This window comes from Novosphingobium sp. 18050 (assembly GCF_902706195.1).
Lineage (GTDB): Bacteria > Pseudomonadota > Alphaproteobacteria > Sphingomonadales > Sphingomonadaceae > Novosphingobium.
Map to the genome: position 1 here is coordinate 124,770 of NZ_CACSJO010000013.1, position 18,111 is coordinate 142,880.

Annotated in this window: 19 protein-coding genes; 15 read left to right on the top strand and 4 right to left on the bottom strand. The window is 63.3% G+C overall.

The annotated features are described in order from the left end of the window. Positions 1 to 79: 79 nt before the first annotated feature. Entirely contained in the window at positions 80 to 937 is an 858-nt protein-coding gene (locus GVL61_RS14280) for a hypothetical protein (RefSeq protein WP_159981192.1), read from the bottom strand. 379 nt (positions 938 to 1,316) lie between these two features. Between GVL61_RS14280 and GVL61_RS14285 the strand changes: the two genes are divergently transcribed. From GVL61_RS14285 to GVL61_RS14300, 4 genes are all read left to right on the top strand, one after another. Further along, positions 1,317 to 1,982 carry a TonB family protein gene (locus GVL61_RS14285; RefSeq protein WP_159981195.1) on the top strand — a complete coding sequence of 222 codons (666 nt, stop codon included), beginning with the start codon at positions 1,317 to 1,319 and terminating at the stop codon, positions 1,980 to 1,982. A 71-nt stretch (positions 1,983 to 2,053) separates the two neighbouring features. Next, positions 2,054 to 2,818, top strand: a complete 765-nt coding sequence (locus tag GVL61_RS14290) for a MotA/TolQ/ExbB proton channel family protein (protein WP_159981197.1) — start codon at positions 2,054 to 2,056, stop codon at positions 2,816 to 2,818. Positions 2,819 to 2,938: 120 nt separating this feature from the next. After that, on the top strand, positions 2,939 to 3,472 hold the full coding sequence (locus GVL61_RS14295; RefSeq protein WP_200844721.1) for a biopolymer transporter ExbD: 534 nt from the start codon (positions 2,939 to 2,941) through the stop codon (positions 3,470 to 3,472). Between the two features lie 27 nt (positions 3,473 to 3,499). Continuing rightward, on the top strand, positions 3,500 to 3,934 hold the full coding sequence (locus GVL61_RS14300; protein WP_159981200.1) for a biopolymer transporter ExbD: 435 nt from the start codon (positions 3,500 to 3,502) through the stop codon (positions 3,932 to 3,934). Between the two features lie 177 nt (positions 3,935 to 4,111). On the opposite strand, the gene GVL61_RS14305 is transcribed toward GVL61_RS14300, so the two are convergent. Then, positions 4,112 to 6,562: a ligase-associated DNA damage response DEXH box helicase gene (locus tag GVL61_RS14305; protein ID WP_159981203.1), complete on the bottom strand. Its 2,451-nt coding sequence runs from the start codon at positions 6,560 to 6,562 to the stop codon at positions 4,112 to 4,114. A 332-nt stretch (positions 6,563 to 6,894) separates the two neighbouring features. On the opposite strand from GVL61_RS14305, the gene GVL61_RS14310 reads away from it, so the two are divergent. The 5 genes from GVL61_RS14310 (at position 6,895) to GVL61_RS14330 (ending at position 11,626) form a co-directional block, all read left to right on the top strand. Continuing rightward, entirely contained in the window at positions 6,895 to 8,433 is a 1,539-nt protein-coding gene (locus tag GVL61_RS14310) for a peptide chain release factor 3 (protein WP_159981206.1), read from the top strand. 82 nt (positions 8,434 to 8,515) lie between these two features. Further along, positions 8,516 to 9,220, top strand: coding sequence for an endonuclease/exonuclease/phosphatase family protein (locus GVL61_RS14315; protein WP_159981209.1), 705 nt, complete (start codon positions 8,516 to 8,518; stop codon positions 9,218 to 9,220). Positions 9,221 to 9,382: 162 nt separating this feature from the next. After that, positions 9,383 to 9,721, top strand: a complete 339-nt coding sequence (locus tag GVL61_RS14320; RefSeq protein ID WP_007687500.1) for a P-II family nitrogen regulator — start codon at positions 9,383 to 9,385, stop codon at positions 9,719 to 9,721. 14 nt (positions 9,722 to 9,735) lie between these two features. Continuing rightward, positions 9,736 to 11,034, top strand: a complete 1,299-nt coding sequence (locus tag GVL61_RS14325; protein ID WP_159981212.1) for an ammonium transporter — start codon at positions 9,736 to 9,738, stop codon at positions 11,032 to 11,034. A 253-nt stretch (positions 11,035 to 11,287) separates the two neighbouring features. Further along, the gene (locus GVL61_RS14330) at positions 11,288 to 11,626 is read left to right on the top strand and encodes a P-II family nitrogen regulator (RefSeq protein ID WP_159981224.1); all 339 of its coding nucleotides are present in this window, start codon (positions 11,288 to 11,290) and stop codon (positions 11,624 to 11,626) included. Positions 11,627 to 11,654: 28 nt separating this feature from the next. Here GVL61_RS14330 and GVL61_RS14335 read toward each other — a convergent pair whose 3' ends face one another. Continuing rightward, complete coding sequence (locus tag GVL61_RS14335; RefSeq protein ID WP_159981226.1) at positions 11,655 to 12,080, bottom strand: TIGR01244 family sulfur transferase; 426 nt, start codon at positions 12,078 to 12,080, stop codon at positions 11,655 to 11,657. Between the two features lie 296 nt (positions 12,081 to 12,376). On the opposite strand from GVL61_RS14335, the gene GVL61_RS25345 reads away from it, so the two are divergent. The 6 genes from GVL61_RS25345 to queC all read left to right on the top strand — a co-directional run bounded on the left by GVL61_RS25345 (position 12,377) and on the right by queC (position 17,554). Then, the gene (locus GVL61_RS25345) at positions 12,377 to 13,159 is read left to right on the top strand and encodes a cold-shock protein (protein ID WP_159981269.1); all 783 of its coding nucleotides are present in this window, start codon (positions 12,377 to 12,379) and stop codon (positions 13,157 to 13,159) included. A 134-nt stretch (positions 13,160 to 13,293) separates the two neighbouring features. After that, the gene (locus tag GVL61_RS14345) at positions 13,294 to 14,484 is read left to right on the top strand and encodes an aspartate aminotransferase family protein (protein ID WP_159981228.1); all 1,191 of its coding nucleotides are present in this window, start codon (positions 13,294 to 13,296) and stop codon (positions 14,482 to 14,484) included. Continuing rightward, a complete protein-coding gene (argF, locus tag GVL61_RS14350; protein ID WP_159981231.1) occupies positions 14,484 to 15,410 on the top strand; it encodes an ornithine carbamoyltransferase in 927 nt (308 codons plus the stop codon). Before GVL61_RS14345 ends, argF begins: the two co-directional genes overlap by 1 nt. 13 nt (positions 15,411 to 15,423) lie before the next feature. Next, a complete protein-coding gene (locus GVL61_RS14355; RefSeq protein ID WP_235037696.1) occupies positions 15,424 to 16,332 on the top strand; it encodes an Hsp33 family molecular chaperone HslO in 909 nt (302 codons plus the stop codon). Between the two features lie 79 nt (positions 16,333 to 16,411). Then, the gene (locus tag GVL61_RS14360) at positions 16,412 to 16,822 is read left to right on the top strand and encodes a hypothetical protein (RefSeq protein ID WP_159981234.1); all 411 of its coding nucleotides are present in this window, start codon (positions 16,412 to 16,414) and stop codon (positions 16,820 to 16,822) included. 36 nt (positions 16,823 to 16,858) lie between these two features. Further along, positions 16,859 to 17,554, top strand: coding sequence for a 7-cyano-7-deazaguanine synthase QueC (queC, locus tag GVL61_RS14365; protein ID WP_159981237.1), 696 nt, complete (start codon positions 16,859 to 16,861; stop codon positions 17,552 to 17,554). Between the two features lie 168 nt (positions 17,555 to 17,722). Here the strand turns inward: queC and GVL61_RS14370 are convergent. Further along, positions 17,723 to 18,111: OmpA family protein (locus tag GVL61_RS14370; RefSeq protein WP_235037697.1), on the bottom strand; the 389-nt coding region annotated here is incomplete at its 5' end.

Below are 18,111 nucleotides of genomic sequence, written 5' to 3' on the forward strand. Positions count from 1 at the left end.
CGCCGTAAGCCAGGCTGGCGGGAATTTCCAGCGCCTTGGATGTAGGCGGTGTCCCGGACCTCGCCCGGGACACCGCAACTCAGCGCAAGGTGCGGCTGCACACGCCAAGGTCGCCCAGTACCATGCGGTAGTCGGACAGCGCCTGCTGCTGCTCGGCATAGCTGCCCGAGATGTTGGCGCGGGCAGGGGGCAGGTTGGGCAGGAAGCAAGCCAGACGATACCATTCGAGAGTATCGCGCGGGGGCGGGTGGCCGACGTCGGCCACCAGTTCGGAGAACGAGACACCCCATACCGGCGCCGCGCCCGGCTCGTGGCGGACGGTGATCGAAGCGGCCGAATTGTCCTTGGTGTTGAAGAATATCTGCGTCTCGCCCTGTCCGGCAAGGTTGCCCGGCACATAGAGGAGTTCGCGCACGCCGGTGATCCGAGCGGGCGCGTCGGGCGAAACCAGCTCCCCCAGAATCGCGCGCAGCCGCGCTTCGCCGCGGACGGTCCAGACCTGCTGCGCGGTCGGGGTGACCAACTGCAGCTCGCCGGGCCGGCCCGGCACCGCGCGGGCAAACAGGAACACGTCCTGCTTTTTGAGCTTGGCCGGTTTGCCACGCGCATCGAGGGGCAGGTCAACAAGGTAGCTAACCGATTCGCCAAGCGGCGCTTTCCCGGTCAGCAGGGCCTTGGTGTTTGCCTGGATGTAGAAGCGGCCATGACCCGGTGTGAGGCCCGGCGCGCGGGCATCGTCGACCCGGACCATCTTGGCGACCTGCGCCTGCACTACAAGACCTGCCGAATCAGCAAGGTCCGCCACATCGGCGTAAGTCACCTCCTCGGGCGCCGTAGAAAGCCCTCCGGAAGCCGCCTGGGCGCTCGCCGCAAGGGGAGCAAGCGCCAGATAGGCACCGGCGAGAAGCCCTGCAAGGTGTTGCGATTTGAACGACATGAGGGATAAACTCCGTGGAAATGCGATTTCTTATAACCGTAGTGCGGGCTGTGCACAAAATTGCACTGGATCAAATTCCCCTAACGCGGCATGAATTGTGCGTTAACCCCTGCCACGGCGATAAGGCGTTGCGCAGGGGAGGCTTCAACGTTAAGAAGCCTGCAAAATGGGGCAAAAATACTAAAAAATGTCCCGCGGTTCGTCTTCCCGTCGGGTTCGTTCACGGGAAGGTAGACTGTCAGCCGTCAGGGTGGGTAATTGTAATTTCGTCATGGGTTCCTCCCTCCGGGGGAAGCCATGGACGCCCTTGGACACGTCTTGTCGGGATTGGTTCCTGTCAGAAACGGTCCGGGGCTTGGTAATGGAGTGATGCGTCTGAATGGCTTACGCTGACCAGCAAATGAGCACCAACAAGATTGTTGCTCTTGTCATTGTCGCCTTGATCCACGTCTTCGTCGGCTATGCGCTTGTCACCGGCTTGGCCTACAAGGCGGCGCAACAGGTCATCAAGAAGGTGACCACCGTGGACATCAAGGAAGATAAACCCAAGGAAGAGGAGCCGCCGCCGCCTCCGCCTGAACAACCCGATACGCCGCCGCCGCCCATCGTGGCGCCGCCGCCGCCTATCAATATTGCTCCGGCTCCGCCTCAGGTGGTGACGGTGCAGACTCCGCCGCCGGCACCGCCGCCGATGATCCAGACTGCGCCGCCGATTCAGGCTGCTCCTCCGCCTCCTCCCGGACCTTCGAAGGCCCGCGGTGTAAGGCCGAAGGGTCAGGCTGGCTGGGCTGGTCGCATCCAGTCGAACTACCCGACCCGGGCTGCGCGTGAAGAGCGCGAAGGCCGAGTGGGCGTTCGTGTCCAGATCGGTGCGGACGGTCGTGTCAGCGCGTGCTCGGTATCGAGTTCCAGTGGCAGCCCCGACCTCGATGAGGCGGCTTGCGACGGTATGACGCGTTATGCGCGTTTCGACCCGGCGCTTGACGACGGCGGCAATCCGATTTCGTCGAATTATTCGACGGCAATCGTTTACAAGCTCAACTAACTCCAAGGCTGGTCCGGACGGCACCTTTTGGTCCTGACCTACTCCTGCATTCTTCTTGAGAGGTATATCGCATGCTTATCGTTGACATCCTTGCCGCCGGTGCGGGCGCGCCGCAGAACAAGTTCGGCTTCATGGAAGCCCTCGAACAGGGCGGTTTCATCGCCTACGCGACCGTGATCATCCTGGGCATCATGTCCTTCGGTTCGTTCTACATCCTGTTCACCAAGTGGTTCGAACAGTCGAAGATCCTGCGCCAGTTCAACACCATCCGCACGACCTTCTGGAAGGCGCCGACCCTGCGCGAAGGCGCTGCCAAGCTCGACAAGAACAGCGCCTGGCGCCAGCTCGTCGACGACGGCCTCGCCGCTGAAGACCAGCACGCCAAGATGACCGATTCGCTCGAAGCACACGACTGGCTGCACGGCTCGCTCGCTCGCTCGGAAGCAACCGTCAACTCGCGCCTTGCTGGTGGCCTGCCGTTCCTCGCCACCGTTGGTGCGACGTCGCCGTTCATCGGTCTGTTCGGTACCGTCGTCGGCATCTACCGCGCTCTGATCGCCATCGGCCTCGCCGGTTCGGCATCGATCGACAAGGTCGCAGGCCCGGTCGGTGAAGCACTGATCATGACCGCTCTCGGTCTGCTCGTCGCGGTTCCCGCGGTGCTCGCCTACAACTACCTGCAGAGCCGCAACAAGCGCATCGCCGAACTGCTGACCGGTTTCTCGAACGACGTTCTCGCGAACATCACTTCGAAGGGCGCCGTGAAGCCCATCACCGGTTCCGCACCCGTGAAGCCCGTCGCTCCCAAGCCGGCTGCCGCTCCCGCCAAGTCGTAAGGAGCACGGGAAGCGGACCGGCCCTCCCGGTCCGCCCCCGTACGGGGAAATCGGCGGCGGTACGATGCATGCGAATGCCGTCGCCGGCCCCCAAGGCAACGCAAGGATTAGGATAAGACTATGGCGATATCCACGGGCGGAGGCGGTGCAGACGCACCGATGTCCGACATCAACACGACGCCGCTCGTCGACGTCATGTTGGTGCTTCTGATCATCTTCCTGATTGCGGTTCCGGTCGCGATCCAGACGATCGAGAAGCTGCGCATTCCCGTCGTCGAAGCAGTCGAATCGAAGGACAAGGTCGAAAACCTTCTCCTCACCGTCTCGACCACCGACAGCGGCGGCCGTACGGCCGGAGAGCCCGGTTACCAGGGCGCCTCGCGCGGCGGCGAATGCCGTATCTACTTCAACAACGTCACTCCGGTTACCTCGGAAGAACTGCGCGACCAGGCTTTCAAGCGTCTCGATGCAATCGTGAAGCGTGAAGGTGGCCCGCAGGCCCTCATGGCAAACCCGGAGCTCATCCCGCAGGTCCACATCCGCGGTGACGTCCAGGCTCCCTGGCGTTGCGTGGCAGGTGCGATCTACAACGTTCAGGTCTCGGGTTACCCGACGGTTGGCTTCATCACCAACCCCGTCGACCCGAACGGCTGACGTAGGCAGGAACAGGAGTAACTTTCCATGGCAATGTCAGCGGGCAAAGATGATGGCGCCCCGATGATGGACATGAACACGACGCCGTTGATCGACGTCATGCTCGTGCTCCTCATCATGTTCATCATCACCATCCCGGTTGCGACCCACTCGATCGATATCGATCTTCCGGTCGCAACTCCTCCGACGGACACACCGCCGCCGATCGATCCGATCAAGAACAAGATCGTCCTGACCCAGGACAGCAAGATCTTGTGGAACGGCGTGCAGATCGACCAGAACGGTCTGGTCAACTCGCTGCAGGCTACCACACGTATGGCCACTGAGCCGGAACTTCAGTTCCAGCCGGAACCGGAAGCCAGCTATGAGCTGTCTGCCCAGGTCCTGCAGGTGATCAAGGCGGCAAATGTCACGAAGTTCGGCTTCGTGGGCAACGAACAGTTCGCGAACTTCGGCAAGTAAGCCAAAGCTTCGAAGACTGGTCCCGCAAGGGGCACCCAAAAGGGGCGGAGCGATCCGCTCCTTTTTTGTGTGTCCTGTCCGCGCAGCTATCAAATTGCGAAGCGGAAATCTGGAGCAGGCCAATATCGGCGCCGCAGGCCGACATTATTGGGGGGGGCAGCGGGCTGTTTCCCAGCTTCAACTCTCTTCCAAATCTACCCGCATAGCGACGGAAGCCAGACTCTCCGCCTCGAACAACAGGTCGTCATCCGCTGCCCCGGAGGGCATGCTTTCCCTTCCGATCATCGATAGCGCCGGGACCGACAGCGGGCTGATCCGCTCCAGCACGACATGGTCCACCTCGCGCGCCGCCCTGTCGAGAACGTCGGCAACGCGCGCCACATCGGTCATACGTGCGCGGGCATCGGCCCATGCCGCTTCGATCAAGAGGTGGTCCGGCTCGTACTTGCGCAGGACATCGTAGATAAGGTCGGTCGAGAACGTGACCTGCCGCCCCGACTTCCGTTTCCCCGGTTGCTGCCGCTCGACGAGGCCGGAAATCACCGCCACCTCGCGAAAGGCGCGGCGCAGGAGGTAGGACTGCTGGACCCAGTCGACGAATTCGTGCGTCAGGATATCGGGCGAAAGCAGCGTCGCCGGGTCCTCCACGGCCTTCAGCCCCCAGACGACCAGAGTATAATCGGTGGCGACGAAGCCGAGCGGACCCAGGCCTCGATCTTCCATGCGCCGGGTGATGAGCATTCCCAGCGACTGGTTCGCGTTCCACCCTTCGAACGTATAGTAGCTGGTATAGGCGAGGCCCCTGTGCGGAAAGCTCTCCACAAGCAGCCGGCCGGGTGCAGGCAGGTGCGAGCGCCAATCCTGCACTTCTAGCCATTCGCGCACGTCGTCGGGGAAGCGTGCCCAGCCCGCACGATCGGACAGCATGGAGCGAACCCGGTCGGCCAGATGGGTCGAGATCGGCATCCGCTGCCCCGAGTAACTGGGGATCGTCGCCGATCGCTTTGCTGCGCGCACGATCAGTTCCAGATCCTTCAGCGATTCGACCTCAAGGTCCATGCCAGCGAACCGAAACGTATCGCCCGGCTCCAGGCTGGCGCCGAACCCCTCTTCAACCCGGCCTAGCGAGCGGCCATTGCGGAAGCGCACATCAAGCATCTCGGCATCGACGATGATCCCGGCGTTCAGGCGGTGCCGTGCTGCATGCTCGGGGTGGGTCAGCCGCCAGGTCCCGTCCTTCTCCCGCACGATGCGGCGGAAGCGGTCGTAGGAGCGCAGCGCGTAGCCACCCGTTGCAACGAATTCCAGCACGCGCGTAAACAGTGCCCCGTCTACCCAGGCATAGGCGAGCGAGGAGCGCACCTCGGCAAGGAGCGCCTCTTCCCGGAACGGGCCCGAGCAGGCCACCGCCATGACGTGCTGTGCCAATACATCGAGGCCGCCGGGGCGGAACGGGTCGCCATCGCGCTGCCCCTGCCGCACCGCTTCCTGTGCGGCGAAGGCTTCCAGAAATTCGAAGCGGTTCCCCGGCACCAGCATGGCCTTGCTGGGCTGGTCGAGCCGGTGGTTGGCGCGGCCGATCCGCTGAAGCAGCCGCGACGAGCCCTTGGGCGCGCCCATCTGTACGACCAGATCGATGTCCCCCCAGTCGATGCCAAGGTCGAGGCTGGCGGTACAGACCAGCGCCCGCAGCTTACCCTCCGCCATCGCGCCCTCGACTTTAGCCCTGGCCTCGCGTGAGAGAGAGCCGTGGTGAATGCCGATGGGCAGGTTGCCCTCGTTCGCGTCCCACAGTTCCTGGAAGATGTATTCGGCCAGAAAGCGTGTGTTGGTGAAAACCAGCGTTGTTCGATGGGCGCGAATCTGTTCGATCAGCTGGGGGATCGCCCAGGTTGCGGCATGGCCACTCCACGGAATGCGTTCCTCTTGCGGGAGCAGGATTTCGACCTGCGGATCGGCGCCGGGCTCACCTGCAACCAGTTCCACGCTGTCGATCTCGCCCCAGGGCGCCAGCCATCCGCGATACTCGTCCGGATCGGCCAGCGTCGCCGAAAGAGCGGCCCGCTGGAGGGCCGGGTTGATCGCCTGTAGCCGCGTTAGCGCCAAGGCCAGCAAATCGCCGCGCTTCCCGGTGGCAAAGGCATGGACTTCGTCGACCACCACGCGCTGGAGGCTCGCGAACAGTTCCGGCGCTTCGGGATAGCTGAGTAGGAGCGAAAGCGATTCGGGAGTGGTTAGCAGCACATGCGGAGGCCGCGCGCGCTGCCGGGCCTTACGGTCGGACGAAGTGTCTCCGCTGCGGGTCTCGACCCGAATGGGCAGGCCCAGTTCCTCTATCGGCGTGAGGAGATTACGCTGCACGTCGGTCGCCAGCGCCTTGAGCGGCGAGACATAGAGTGTGTGCAAACCCTCAGGCGCCTTCGCCCCGCCCAGCCGTGAAGGGCAGAACGCGGCAAGCGTGGGCAGGAATCCTGCAAGCGTCTTGCCCGCGCCGGTATCGGCGACCAGCAGGGCATGATGGCCTCGGTCGGCGGCGGCGAGCATCTCGTGCTGGTGCCGGCGTACCCGCCAGCCGCGCGCGCTGAACCAGTCGGCGATCTCTTGTGGGACAAGACCCGGCTGGTTCATGCGGGGCGCGTTACGTTGGGCATGTGGGGGAGCATATCGGCACGTATCGGGAAAAGCACCGCTGTCGCGCAGGTTGCGTGAAGAGTTTGAAGGGAAGACCGGGGGCCATCGCCCCAGACCCCTTTAATGTCGTCGCCGCGCGCGCAGCATCCCTGGGCGCTCACTGCGCCGCAGGCTATAACGTCTCCCGGCTCTCCATGGACGCAAAACGAAACTTCGCGCGTGACCTCGAGGGTAAAGGGGTCTGGGGCGATGGCCCCAGGTCTTCATCCAGGCCTACCCCTTCATCTTCCCCTGTTGCTACCCGCCCCGCGGCCAACTAAAGCGCGGCGATGACGAACTCCCGCCGCACTTTCGCGATCATCTCCCACCCGGACGCCGGTAAGACCACGCTGACCGAAAAGCTGCTGCTGCAAGGCGGCGCTATTCACCTTGCCGGACAGGTCAAGGCGCGCGGCGCTGCGCGGCGTGCGCGGTCGGACTGGATGAAGATCGAGCAGCAGCGCGGCATTTCCGTGACCAGTTCGGTGATGACGTTCGAGCGTACCGATGCGGACGGGAACACGATCACGTTCAACCTGCTCGATACGCCGGGCCACGAGGACTTTTCGGAAGATACCTACCGCACGCTCACGGCGGTCGATTCGGCGATCATGGTGATCGATGCCGCGAAGGGCATCGAGCCGCAGACGCGCAAGCTGTTCGAGGTTTGCCGCCTGCGTTCGCTGCCGATCATCACCTTCATCAACAAGGTCGACCGCGAGGGCCGGGCCTGCTTCGACCTGATGGACGAAGTGGCGGACATGCTGGCGCTCGACGTGTGCCCGATGTCATGGCCGGTCGGCATGGGCGGCGTGTTCGAGGGTATCCTCGACATCGCATCGGGGCGCATCAGCCGCCCGGAGGGTCCGAAAAAGGAGTTCCTCGGGACTGTCGATGAAGGCGCTGCGCTTCCCACCGAGGTGGCCGAGGAGTTGGAGCTGGCAATGGCCGGCTACCCCGAGTTCGACCTGGATGCCTATCGCAGCGGTGACCTGACGCCTGTGTACTTCGGGTCGGCGCTCAAGAATTTCGGCGTGACCGAGTTGATCGAGGCGATTGCGGCCCTAGCGCCGCCGCCCCGTCCGCAGCCGTCCGAGCAGGGCACGATCGAGCCGGAGAACAAGGAAGTCACCGGCTTCATCTTCAAGGTGCAGGCCAATATGGACCCGATGCACCGCGACCGTATCGCGTTCATGCGACTGGTTTCGGGCACCTTCAAGCGCGGCATGAAGCTGACGCCCTCCGGGCTGGGCAAGGCGATTGCGGTACACTCGCCGATCCTGTTCTTCGCGCAGGACCGCGAGCTTGCCGACAGCGCCGAGCCGGGTGACATCATCGGTATTCCGAACCACGGGACCCTGCGCGTGGGCGATACGCTGTCGGAGCGCAACGACGTGCGCTTCACCGGCCTGCCTAACTTCGCGCCGGAAATCCTGCGCCGCGTCCAGCTCAAGGACCCGACCAAGACCAAGCAGCTTCGAAAGGCGCTCGACGATCTCTCGGAAGAGGGTGTGATCCAGGTGTTCTACCCGGAACTCGGCTCGCAGTGGATCGTCGGTGTCGTCGGCCAGCTGCAGCTCGACGTGCTGATTTCTCGGCTGGAGGCTGAATACAAGGTCGAGGCCGTGCTGGAAGCCTCGCCGTTCGACACCGCGCGCTGGCTCAAGGGCGACGACAAGGCGCTGCGCGATTTCGCCGAGATCAACAAGATGAACCTCGCGAAGGACCGTGATGGCGACCCGGTGTTCATGGCGCGTTCGGCATGGGACGTGAACTACCAGCAGGAGCGCAATCCCGACCTGGCGTTCAGCGCCACCAAGGAGCGCTGAACGGCACCCGGGCGTCCGTGAGGGGAACCTGACTGGGCGCTGGTGGATTGCTAAAGCTATCCATTCAGCGGGATATTCAGCGTTGCAGATCAAGTTCGCCAGCTACAACATTCACAAGGCGGTCGGCCTGGATCGGCGGCGCGATCCTGAGCGCATCCTGACGGTGCTGCGCGAGATCGACGCCGACGTAGTCGCCTTGCAGGAAGTTGATCGCCGTTATGGCCGCCGAATGGCAGTCCTGCCGCTCGATGTCATCCACTCAGGCACCGACTATGTCCCCGTGCCCCTCTCGATGAAGCCGGACAGCCTTGGCTGGCACGGCAACGCCCTGCTGGTGCGCAAGGGGATCGAACTGGTCGAGGCGGCGCCGGTGCCGCTTCCGGTACTGGAGCCGCGCGGCGCGATCCGCGCCGACCTCCGTATCGAGGGACGGCGGCTGCGGGTCGTCGGCATGCACCTCGACCTTTCCGGCCTGCGCCGTCGGCATCAGGTGCGAAGTGTACTGTCGCACTGCACCGGCTGCGGCGAGCATGTGCCGACGGTGATGATGGGCGATCTCAACGAATGGGCACAGCGCGGCGGCTGTCTGCGCGAATTCGACGAAAGCTGGCGGGTATTGGCGCCCGGCCGAAGTTTCCCCTCGCGCCGGCCGATGGCCCTGCTCGACCGGATCATTGTATCCAGGGAGTGGGAAGTCCTGGGAACTCAGGTTCACCACAGCCCTTTATCGGCGGTAGGGTCCGACCATCTGCCGGTTGTTGCCTCGCTGAACATGCCTAAAATTTAGGCAACTGCTCACGAATCGGGCGACGTTACGTGCGTTTCCTGGGTTCGTCGGTGAGCGCTTCGCTTGAATCGTCATCAAATCTTGCCAATTGGTAAATTGGCACACCCCTTGCTTAGCATATACGCAGCCGGCGCTGGGGCCGGTGGCTAACAGGGGATAGGCATGAAGTTCATCATAGCCATCATCAAGCCCTTCAAGCTCGACGAAGTGCGCGAGGCGCTGGGGGCAATCGGCGTCGCCGGCATGACCGTTTCAGAGGTCAAGGGCTTCGGTCGTCAGAAGGGTCAGACGGAAATCTACCGTGGGGCCGAGTATTCGACCAACATGCTGCCGAAGGTGAAGATCGAGGTCGCTGCACCTGACGATCTGGCACCTAAGATCGTTGAGACGATTCAGCAGGTCGCCAGCACCGAAGCCATCGGCGACGGCAAGATTTTCGTCCTCGACCTCGCTTCGGCTGTGCGGATCCGCACTGGCGAAGCCGGCGACACCGCGCTCTGAGGGGGATTTTCATGATGAACCGCAAGATATTCGGCGGCCTGGGCGCGACAATCGCGTCACTCGCTGTCTCGACTGCCGCATTCGCGCAGGACGCTGTCCCGACCGTCGACAAGGGCGATACTGCTTGGATGATGACGTCAACCGTCCTCGTCTTCCTGATGATCCTGCCCGGCCTCGCGCTGTTCTACGGCGGTCTGACCCGCTCGAAGAACATGCTCTCGACGATGACGCAGATTGGCGCGGCCGCGTCGCTCGCCATGCTCATCTGGGTGATGTACGGCTACTCGATGGCCTTCGGTGAGGGCGGCAATGCTTTCGTCGCCGGCTTTGGCAAGGCGTTCCTTGCGGGAATCACCCCCGATTCGGTTTCGGGCAGCATTCCCGAATACGTCTTCGTCTGCTTCCAGATGACTTTTGCGGCGATCACCGTCGCCCTGGTTCTGGGTTCGACGGTCGAGCGTATCAAATTCTCGGCGGTCATGGTCTTTGCGGTCGTCTGGCTGACGATCGTCTACTTCCCGATCGCGCACATGGTCTGGGCTCCGACCGGCTACTTCTTCGGCCTGGGCGCTCTCGATTATGCGGGCGGCACCGTCGTCCACATCAACGCGGGTGTTTCGGCACTGGTCGCCGCGATCATCCTCGGCAAGCGCAAGGGCTTCCCGGCTGAGCCGATGCCGCCGCACTCGCTGACGCTGACCATGGTCGGCACCGGCCTGCTGTGGGTGGGCTGGTTCGGCTTCAACGCCGGTTCGGCTCTCGCTGCCAACGGCGCGGCTTCGCTCGCCATGATCAACACTTTCGTCGCCACCGCTTCGGCAGGCCTGTTCTGGATGCTCGCTGAGCGCCTGGCCGGTCACAAGGGTTCGGCTCTGGGCTTCTGCTCGGGTGTCGTCGCCGGTCTCGTCGCGGTTACTCCGGCTGCCGGCAACTCCGGTCCGTTCGGTGCGATCGTTCTGGGCGCTGTCGCGTCGATCATCTGCTTCTTCGCGGTCAGCAAGCTCAAGCCGATGCTCGGCTATGACGACGCGCTCGACGCTTTCGGTGTCCACGGTATCGGCGGTATGGTCGGCGCGATCGGTACCGGCATCGTCTATGCTCCCAGCCTGGGCGGCCCCGGCAAGGCGGACTTCGCGATCGGCTCGCAGTTGGTGATCCAGATCGAAGCGGTTCTCGCCACCATCGTCATCGCGACGATCGGCACTGTGATCGCGATCTTCATTGCCAAGGCAGTCACCGGCCTGCGTGTCACTCCCGAAGTCGAAGCCGACGGCCTCGACATCGGCGAGCACGGCGAGCGCGCCTACAACTGAGTTAACGTTTTCCAGAGTTTGGCGGCGGCGGGTACTTCCTCCTCTCCTCCCACCCGTCGTCGCCAACCGATGTTCCTCCTGCGAACACAAACTTTATAAGGGCCGGAGCCAGCCGCTCCGGCCCCTTTTTTTTGTCTGCGCGGCAGGGGCTTTCGGCGAAAACCTTTGTCGTGGCCCGGGGCTTGTGGAAAGCTGCGTAATGTCGGTCCGGCGGATTTCAGCTGGTCTGGCGTTTCGGGAAAGCGGGGCGCGCATGAAGTACGTCACAGCCATCATCAAGCCGTTCAAGTTCACCGAGGTGAAGGAAGCGCTGAGCGCGGCCGGGGTCTCCGGCGTGACGGTTTCGGAAGTAAGCGGCTACGGCAGGCAAAAAGGCCAGACCGAAGTCTATCGCGGCGCTGAATATGCCTCGAGCATGCTACCCAAAATACGCCTGGAAGTCGCCGTGCCCGATTCGCTCGTGGCAAAGGTGCTTGAGATCATCCGCCAGCACGCCAACAACGACGAGATCGGTGACGGCAAGATCTTCGTATTCGAACTGGCGCAGGCAGTACGCATCCGAACTGGCGAGCAGGGCGACGACGCGCTCTGACGCATCGTCGCCGTATTGCCGGGATTGCTTAGCCGCGCGCGGCGAGCATTTCGATCAACTGGCGAATCGGCGTTACGTCATAGCCGGCTGCATTCGCCTTGGAGGCGATGACGGCCGGGCTGTCACCGGCCTTCGCGCGGGCCAGCGCCCACAGCAGCGTCGAACGCGTGCCGGACCGGCAATAGGCCAGCACCGGGCCTTCGGCGGTTAGCGCCGCTTCCATCGCATCGACCTGCGCCTGGCTGAATCCGGCGTGAGTCACGGGAATCGCGACGTAATCGATCCCGGCCTGACGGGCCGCGGTTTCGATATCGGCACCGGGCGTCTGGTCGTCGCTTTCGCCTTCTGGGCGGTTGTTGATGATCCGCACGATCCCGAGCGCTTTGGCCTCTGCAATGGCATCGGTGCCGATCTGCGGACTGGCGAAGACGGTGTCGGTGATCTGGCGGAACATGGCGCACACTCTCTCGGAAACGATTTTCAGGGCCGACGACAAGGCGACGGGTTTTTGGCCATCAAGCCGCTTCGGATCGAACAGGCAAGCCAATTCGCCGCTGTAAATCGAATGTTTCGCCGTTGTGGGCGCAAAAGGTCACTTATTTCCGTTCGCAATCGATCCTGGATTCGTGTAAGAGGCATGATCGCAGGAAAGCGCCGGGCCTTGCCCGGTTCTTTGCCTGGCGTCCGGCGTGCTACGTCCACGCGTCCGGGCGAATGCTTATGGGGCGCAGCGAAGGTACGTTCGTAGACATGGGTTTTGACAGAGGTCGTCGCGGAAGGGGACGCGACAAGCGGGATCGGTTTGGCGAGGACGAGTTTGACCCGTTCTTTGCTGGGCAGGATCGTTTCGGCGGCGGCGGTGGCGGTGATCGCTTCAGCGGCGGCGGCGGAGGCGGTGGTGATCGCTTCAGCGGCGGCGGTGGCGGCGGTTTCGGCGGCGGTCAGCGTAGCGGTGGCTTCGGCGGCGGTAGCGGTGGTGGCGGCTTCGGCGGCGGTCAGCGCGGCGGCGGCTTCGGTGGCGGCGGTGGTGGCGGTATGCCTGCCCAGGTCGTCGGCCAGGGCCGCGGCGTCGTAAAATTCTTCAACGCAGCAAAGGGCTTCGGCTTCATCCAGCGCGATGAAGGCGGTGATGATGTGTTCGTTCACATCAGCTCTGTCGAGCGTGCAGGGCTCGAAGGCCTTGCGGAAGGCCAGCAGCTTGAATTCCAGCTCGTCGATCGCGGCGGCAAGATCTCGGCCACCGACCTTTCGGTCGTGGGTGACGTGATCGCCGTTGCCAAGCGCGAGCCGGAAGCACCCCAGCGCCAGCTGACGGGCGAGAAGGCGACCGGCACGGTCAAGTTCTTCAATTCCATGAAGGGTTTCGGTTTCATCACTCGTGATGACGGCCAGCCGGATGCTTTCGTGCACATCAGTGCAGTGGAACGCTCGGGCATGTCCGGCCTCAACGAAGGCGACCGGGTTGAGTTCGACATCGAGGTGGATCGACGAGGCAAGTACTCGGCGGTCAACCTGACGGCGCTCCAGGCCTGACCCCGACAGCACTTCCCCCGGTCGTTTGACCGGGAGACTGCAAACGTCTAAATGCGCGCAAATGGCGGTCCGGTAGGGCCGCCATTTGTCGTTTGCGATCTCCACGTGATGAATTTGTTTCGAGGATAACCGACATGTCGATCACCCCGCTGATGCCCGTATACCCCCGGTGCGGCGTGCGCCCCGTTCGCGGTGAGCATTGCCATCTTATCAGCGAGGACGGCCGCCGTTTCCTCGACTTCGCCAGCGGCATCGCCGTCAATGCGCTGGGCCATTCGCACCCCGGCCTGATCGGCGCGATTCAGAAGCAGGCTGAGACGCTGATGCACGTTTCCAACCTCTATGGCAGCCCCCAGGGCGAGGTTGCCGCCCAGCGCCTTGTCGATCTGACTTTTGCGGACACCGTGTTCTTCACCAATTCGGGTGCCGAAGCGGTGGAATGCGCGATCAAGACCGCGCGCGCCTATCACCAATCGGTGGGCAACGATCAGAAGTTCGAACTGATCACCTTCAACAACGCCTTCCACGGCCGGACGCTGGCGACCATCAGCGCCTCCAGCCAGGAAAAGATGCACAAGGGTTTCCTACCGCTGCTGCCGGGCTTCAAGTACGTTGAATTCAACGATCTGGAGGCGGCCAAGGCGGCCATCGGTCCGAATACTGCGGGCTTCCTGGTCGAACCGATCCAGGGCGAAGGCGGTATCCGCATCGCCACCGACGAATTTCTCGGCGGCCTGCGCGCGCTGTGCGACGAGCACGACCTGATGCTGGTGCTGGACGAAGTGCAGAGCGGCGTCGGCCGCGCCGGCACGCTTTATGCCTATGAACAGTACGGCATCACGCCGGATATCATGGCAAGCGCGAAGGGCATCGGCGGCGGCTTCCCGGTCGGCGCATGCCTCGCCACCGAAAAGGCGGCGCGCGGCATGGTCGCTGGCACGCACGGCTCGACGTATGGCGGCAATCCCTTCGCGATGGCCGCGATCGGTGCGGTTCTCGATGTGATGTCCGAAGAGACCTTCATGGCAGACGTGCGTGCCAAGGGCGAGCGGCTCAAAGCGCGGCTTGAGCAGTTCATCGGCAACTATCCCGATCTCTTCGAACTGGTACGCGGACGCGGCCTGTTCATCGGTCTCAAGATGAAGGTAGAACCTCGGCCGTTCGTTGCCCACATGCGCGACAATCACCAGTTGCTCACCGTTTCGGCGGGCGACAATGTGGTGAGGATCATTCCGCCGCTGGTGATCGATGACAGTCACATCGACGAATTCATGGAAAAGCTCTCGGCGGCAGCGGCCAGCTACCAGCCGGAGGATGCTGCTTGATGGCGAAGGATTTCCTAAGCCTGTCGGATGCCGGCGGCGACATGGTCGCCGCCATGATCAACGACGCTATCGATCGCAAAGCCGCGCGCAAGGGTTGGGCCAAGGCGCGGCCTGATGCCGATGCGCCGCTGGCCGGCCATGTTCTTGCGATGATCTTCGAGAAGAACTCGACGCGTACGCGGGTTTCGTTCGACATGGCGATGCGCCAGCTCGGCGGATCGGCGCTGATCCTGGAAGCGGGCAGCACGCAGATCGGTCGGGGCGAGAGCATCGCCGATACTGCGCGCGTACTCAGCCGCATGGTCGATGCGATCATGATCCGAACCGACGATCACGCCAAGATCGAGGAACTGGCCCATTACGCCGAGGTTCCGGTGATCAATGGCCTGACCGACCTGTCGCACCCGTGCCAGATCGTGGCCGACCTGTTGACCGTGGTGGAGCGTGGTTTCGCTCTGCCGGGACTTCAGCTGGCGTGGCTGGGAGATGGCAACAACGTCGCCAATTCGCTGATCGAGGCAGCCGGGCTGATGAAGTTCACGATCCGCGTCGGCGGCCCGGCGGGTTATGAACCGGATGCCGGTTTCGTCGCCCGTGCACGCGCAGCTGGCGGAGAGGTGATCCTGACCCAGGATGCGCGCGAAGCCGTGGCGGGGGCGCAGGTCGTCGTCACCGACACCTGGGTCTCTATGGGCCAGGCGGGCGGCGAGGTGCATGTCGCCGCGATGCAGCCGTATCAGGTCGACGGCGCGCTGATGGCGGCGGCTGCACCGGACGCGATGTTCCTTCACTGCCTGCCCGCACACCGGAACGAGGAAGTGACCGACGAGGTCATGGACGGTCCGCAGTCGGCTGTCTGGGATGAGGCCGAGAACCGCCTACACGCCCAGAAGTCGGTGCTGCTATGGGCACTGGGCAAGCTGTGAGCGGAGGCAATCTGTGAACGAGGACGACCTGTTGCGGCGTGATGACACTGGCTTCGACCGCGTACTCGCCTTCACCGTGCCCGCGCGCCACGTTCGTGGCCGCGTGGTGCGGCTTGGCCCGGTGCTGGAGACGGTGCTTTCGGCGCATGATTATCCCAAAGTGGTCAAGCATGTGCTGGCCGAGGCGCTGGTCCTTACCGCGCTGATGGGATCGCTGCTCAAGGAGGACGGTGCGCAGCTGACCTTCCAGGCGCAGGCCGAAGGCGGCGCGGTGGATCTTCTGGTCTGCGATTATCGCGGCGGTGAGATTCGCGGCTACCTGCGCCACGATCCCGACAAGGTCGCGGCGCTGGAGGAAGACTGCTCGCTAGAGGCGATCTTCGGCACCGGCTACCTGGCGATCACGTTCGACCTGGCTGTCAGCAACGAACGCTATCAGGGGGTGGTGCCGCTGGAAGGCACTTCGCTTGCCCATGCCTGCGAGAACTACTTCGCGCAGTCCGAGCAGGTTCCCACGCTCATCCGCGTGGCGGTCCGCTCCAACGGGCTGCGCTGTACTGCCGGCGGCTTGCTGGTGCAGCATTTGCCAGAGGGTGAGGAGGGCCGGGAACGGCTCCACGCAAAGGAAGACTACCGCGATTGGGAGCATGTCTCGGTCATGGCTGGCAGTGTTCAGGAAGCCGAACTGGTCGATCCCGTGCTCAATCTCGAACAGTTGCTGTGGCGCTTGTTCCACGAGGAAGACGAAGTTCGCGTAGATCCGCTGGCACCGCTTGAGCGTGGCTGTCGTTGCAGCGTGGAGCATTACCGGTCCATCCTGTCGAGTTTCCCGGAGGACCAGCGCGCCGAGATGCGCGATGAGGATGGTACGATCCCCGTCGATTGCGCGTTCTGTTCGAAGATCCTGCGCGTCCCAGCCTGATCTGTCGCAGGCTCGCGGCTTGAATTCGCGGTCAGGCCTACCGATACTGTAATGGCAGGTTGCGTGCGAAACCAAGGGAATGACATTGAGAGCCGCTCTTTCAGCGCTGGTGCCGGCAGTTGTTGCCGCGATTGCGGTTCCGGCGCATGGCCAGAAGCTGCCGCTCGGGATGCTCGACGAACTCGAGCGTGGGGGCTGGGAGCTGCGTGAGCGTGGCGGGGATGCGTCTGTACGCAACATCTGCCTCGACAATGCGCGGCGCCTGATACAGCTGCGGCACCCCGGCGTGCCGTGCAGAAGTGTGGTGGTGGAGGATAGCGCTGTGCAGGTCACGGTGCAGTACACCTGCCATGGCCAGGGCTATGGCCGCACTCGCATCCGGCGTGAAACGAACCGGCTGATCCAGATCGACAGCCAGGGCATCGTCAACGGTTTGCCGTTCTCGTACTCGGGAGAGGGCCGCAAGACGGGCGAATGCCGCAGTTCATGATTGCAGTTGCGGAACGGCAAGGGTAGCTGATCGGATATGCAGGAAACGAAATCTCCCGAACCGAAGCAGGCGGTTGTGCTGCTCTCCGGCGGCCTTGATTCCATGGTCTCGGCAGGCATCGCACGCGAACAGGGCTTCTCGGTTAACGCGCTTACCATTGACTATAACCAGCGGCATCGACGTGAGCTTGATGCGGCAGCTGACATTGCCCGTTTCATTGGTGCCAGGCGCCATGTCGTGATGCCGCTCGACCTTCGCCAATTCGGCGGGTCGGCGCTCACCGACGACATCGAGGTGCCCAAGGAGGGCGTGGGGGCCGATATCCCGGTCACTTACGTGCCGGCGCGCAATCTCGTGTTTCTCTCGCTCACGCTGGCCTGGGCAGAGGCGATCGGCGCGAACGACATCTTCATCGGCGTCAATGCACTCGACTATTCGGGCTATCCCGATTGCCGGCCTGAGTTCATCTCCGCTTTCGAGAACATCGCGGGCCTGGCAACCAAGGCGGGAGCAGAAGGGCAGGCGCTGCGTATTCATGCGCCGCTGCAGTTCATGGGCAAGGCCGATATCGCCCGCGAGGCTGATCGCCTCGGGCTTGATCCTGGCATGAGCTGGTCGTGCTACGATCCGCAGCCGGATGGTAATGCCTGCGGCCTGTGCGACAGCTGCCGCTTGCGCAAGGCTGGCTTCGCCGATGCCGGACTGATCGACCCTACGCCTTACGCCGCCTGATACTGGCTGGCAGCGAATAACAAAAAGCCCCGCAGCGCGATGAGCGCTGCGGGGCTTTTTATATTGGCGTTTGCAGCACGTGCCCGCCCGCCAAGGCTGCCGATCAACGACAAAAGAAAAGGGGGCCGGATTGCTCCGACCCCCCAATCTTGACCGTTGCCGGTTCGCTTACATGCCCGAACCCGGACCGTAAGTGATCTCGACGCGGCGGTTCTGCAGCTCGCGCACACCGTCAGCGGTGGGAACGCGCGGGTTGGCTTCACCGAATGCCTGGCTCGAGATCGAACCGTCGGGGATGCCGTGACCGGTGAGGTACGAACGGACCGACGAGTTACGACGCTCCGAAAGACCCATGTTGTACTTCGGCGTACCCGAGCGGTCGGTGTAACCGGCCAGCATGATGGGAACGCTGTCGCAGTTGCCGTAGGCGCTGACTGCGCTGTCCAGAATGGTCGCGGCTTCCGGCGTGATGTCCGACTTATCCCAGTCGAAGAACACGATGTACGGACCCTTGTTGCATTCCACAACCGGCGGCGGCGGAGGCGGCGGCGGAGGAG

What these genes read in the sequence shown, in the direction of transcription:
- GVL61_RS14280 (WP_159981192.1), bottom strand. Translation starts at nt 937, where the DNA reads ATGTCGTTCAAATCGCAACACCTTGCAGGGCTTCTCGCCGGTGCCTAT.
- GVL61_RS14285 (WP_159981195.1), top strand. Translation starts at nt 1,317, where the DNA reads ATGGCTTACGCTGACCAGCAAATGAGCACCAACAAGATTGTTGCTCTT.
- GVL61_RS14290 (WP_159981197.1), top strand. Translation starts at nt 2,054, where the DNA reads ATGCTTATCGTTGACATCCTTGCCGCCGGTGCGGGCGCGCCGCAGAAC.
- GVL61_RS14295 (WP_200844721.1), top strand. Translation starts at nt 2,939, where the DNA reads ATGGCGATATCCACGGGCGGAGGCGGTGCAGACGCACCGATGTCCGAC.
- GVL61_RS14300 (WP_159981200.1), top strand. Translation starts at nt 3,500, where the DNA reads ATGGCAATGTCAGCGGGCAAAGATGATGGCGCCCCGATGATGGACATG.
- GVL61_RS14305 (WP_159981203.1), bottom strand. Translation starts at nt 6,562, where the DNA reads ATGAACCAGCCGGGTCTTGTCCCACAAGAGATCGCCGACTGGTTCAGC.
- GVL61_RS14310 (WP_159981206.1), top strand. Translation starts at nt 6,895, where the DNA reads ATGACGAACTCCCGCCGCACTTTCGCGATCATCTCCCACCCGGACGCC.
- GVL61_RS14320 (WP_007687500.1), top strand. Translation starts at nt 9,383, where the DNA reads ATGAAGTTCATCATAGCCATCATCAAGCCCTTCAAGCTCGACGAAGTG.
- GVL61_RS14325 (WP_159981212.1), top strand. Translation starts at nt 9,736, where the DNA reads ATGAACCGCAAGATATTCGGCGGCCTGGGCGCGACAATCGCGTCACTC.
- GVL61_RS14330 (WP_159981224.1), top strand. Translation starts at nt 11,288, where the DNA reads ATGAAGTACGTCACAGCCATCATCAAGCCGTTCAAGTTCACCGAGGTG.
- GVL61_RS14335 (WP_159981226.1), bottom strand. Translation starts at nt 12,080, where the DNA reads ATGTTCCGCCAGATCACCGACACCGTCTTCGCCAGTCCGCAGATCGGC.
- GVL61_RS25345 (WP_159981269.1), top strand. Translation starts at nt 12,377, where the DNA reads ATGGGTTTTGACAGAGGTCGTCGCGGAAGGGGACGCGACAAGCGGGAT.
- GVL61_RS14345 (WP_159981228.1), top strand. Translation starts at nt 13,294, where the DNA reads ATGTCGATCACCCCGCTGATGCCCGTATACCCCCGGTGCGGCGTGCGC.
- argF (WP_159981231.1), top strand. Translation starts at nt 14,484, where the DNA reads ATGGCGAAGGATTTCCTAAGCCTGTCGGATGCCGGCGGCGACATGGTC.
- GVL61_RS14360 (WP_159981234.1), top strand. Translation starts at nt 16,412, where the DNA reads ATGACATTGAGAGCCGCTCTTTCAGCGCTGGTGCCGGCAGTTGTTGCC.
- queC (WP_159981237.1), top strand. Translation starts at nt 16,859, where the DNA reads ATGCAGGAAACGAAATCTCCCGAACCGAAGCAGGCGGTTGTGCTGCTC.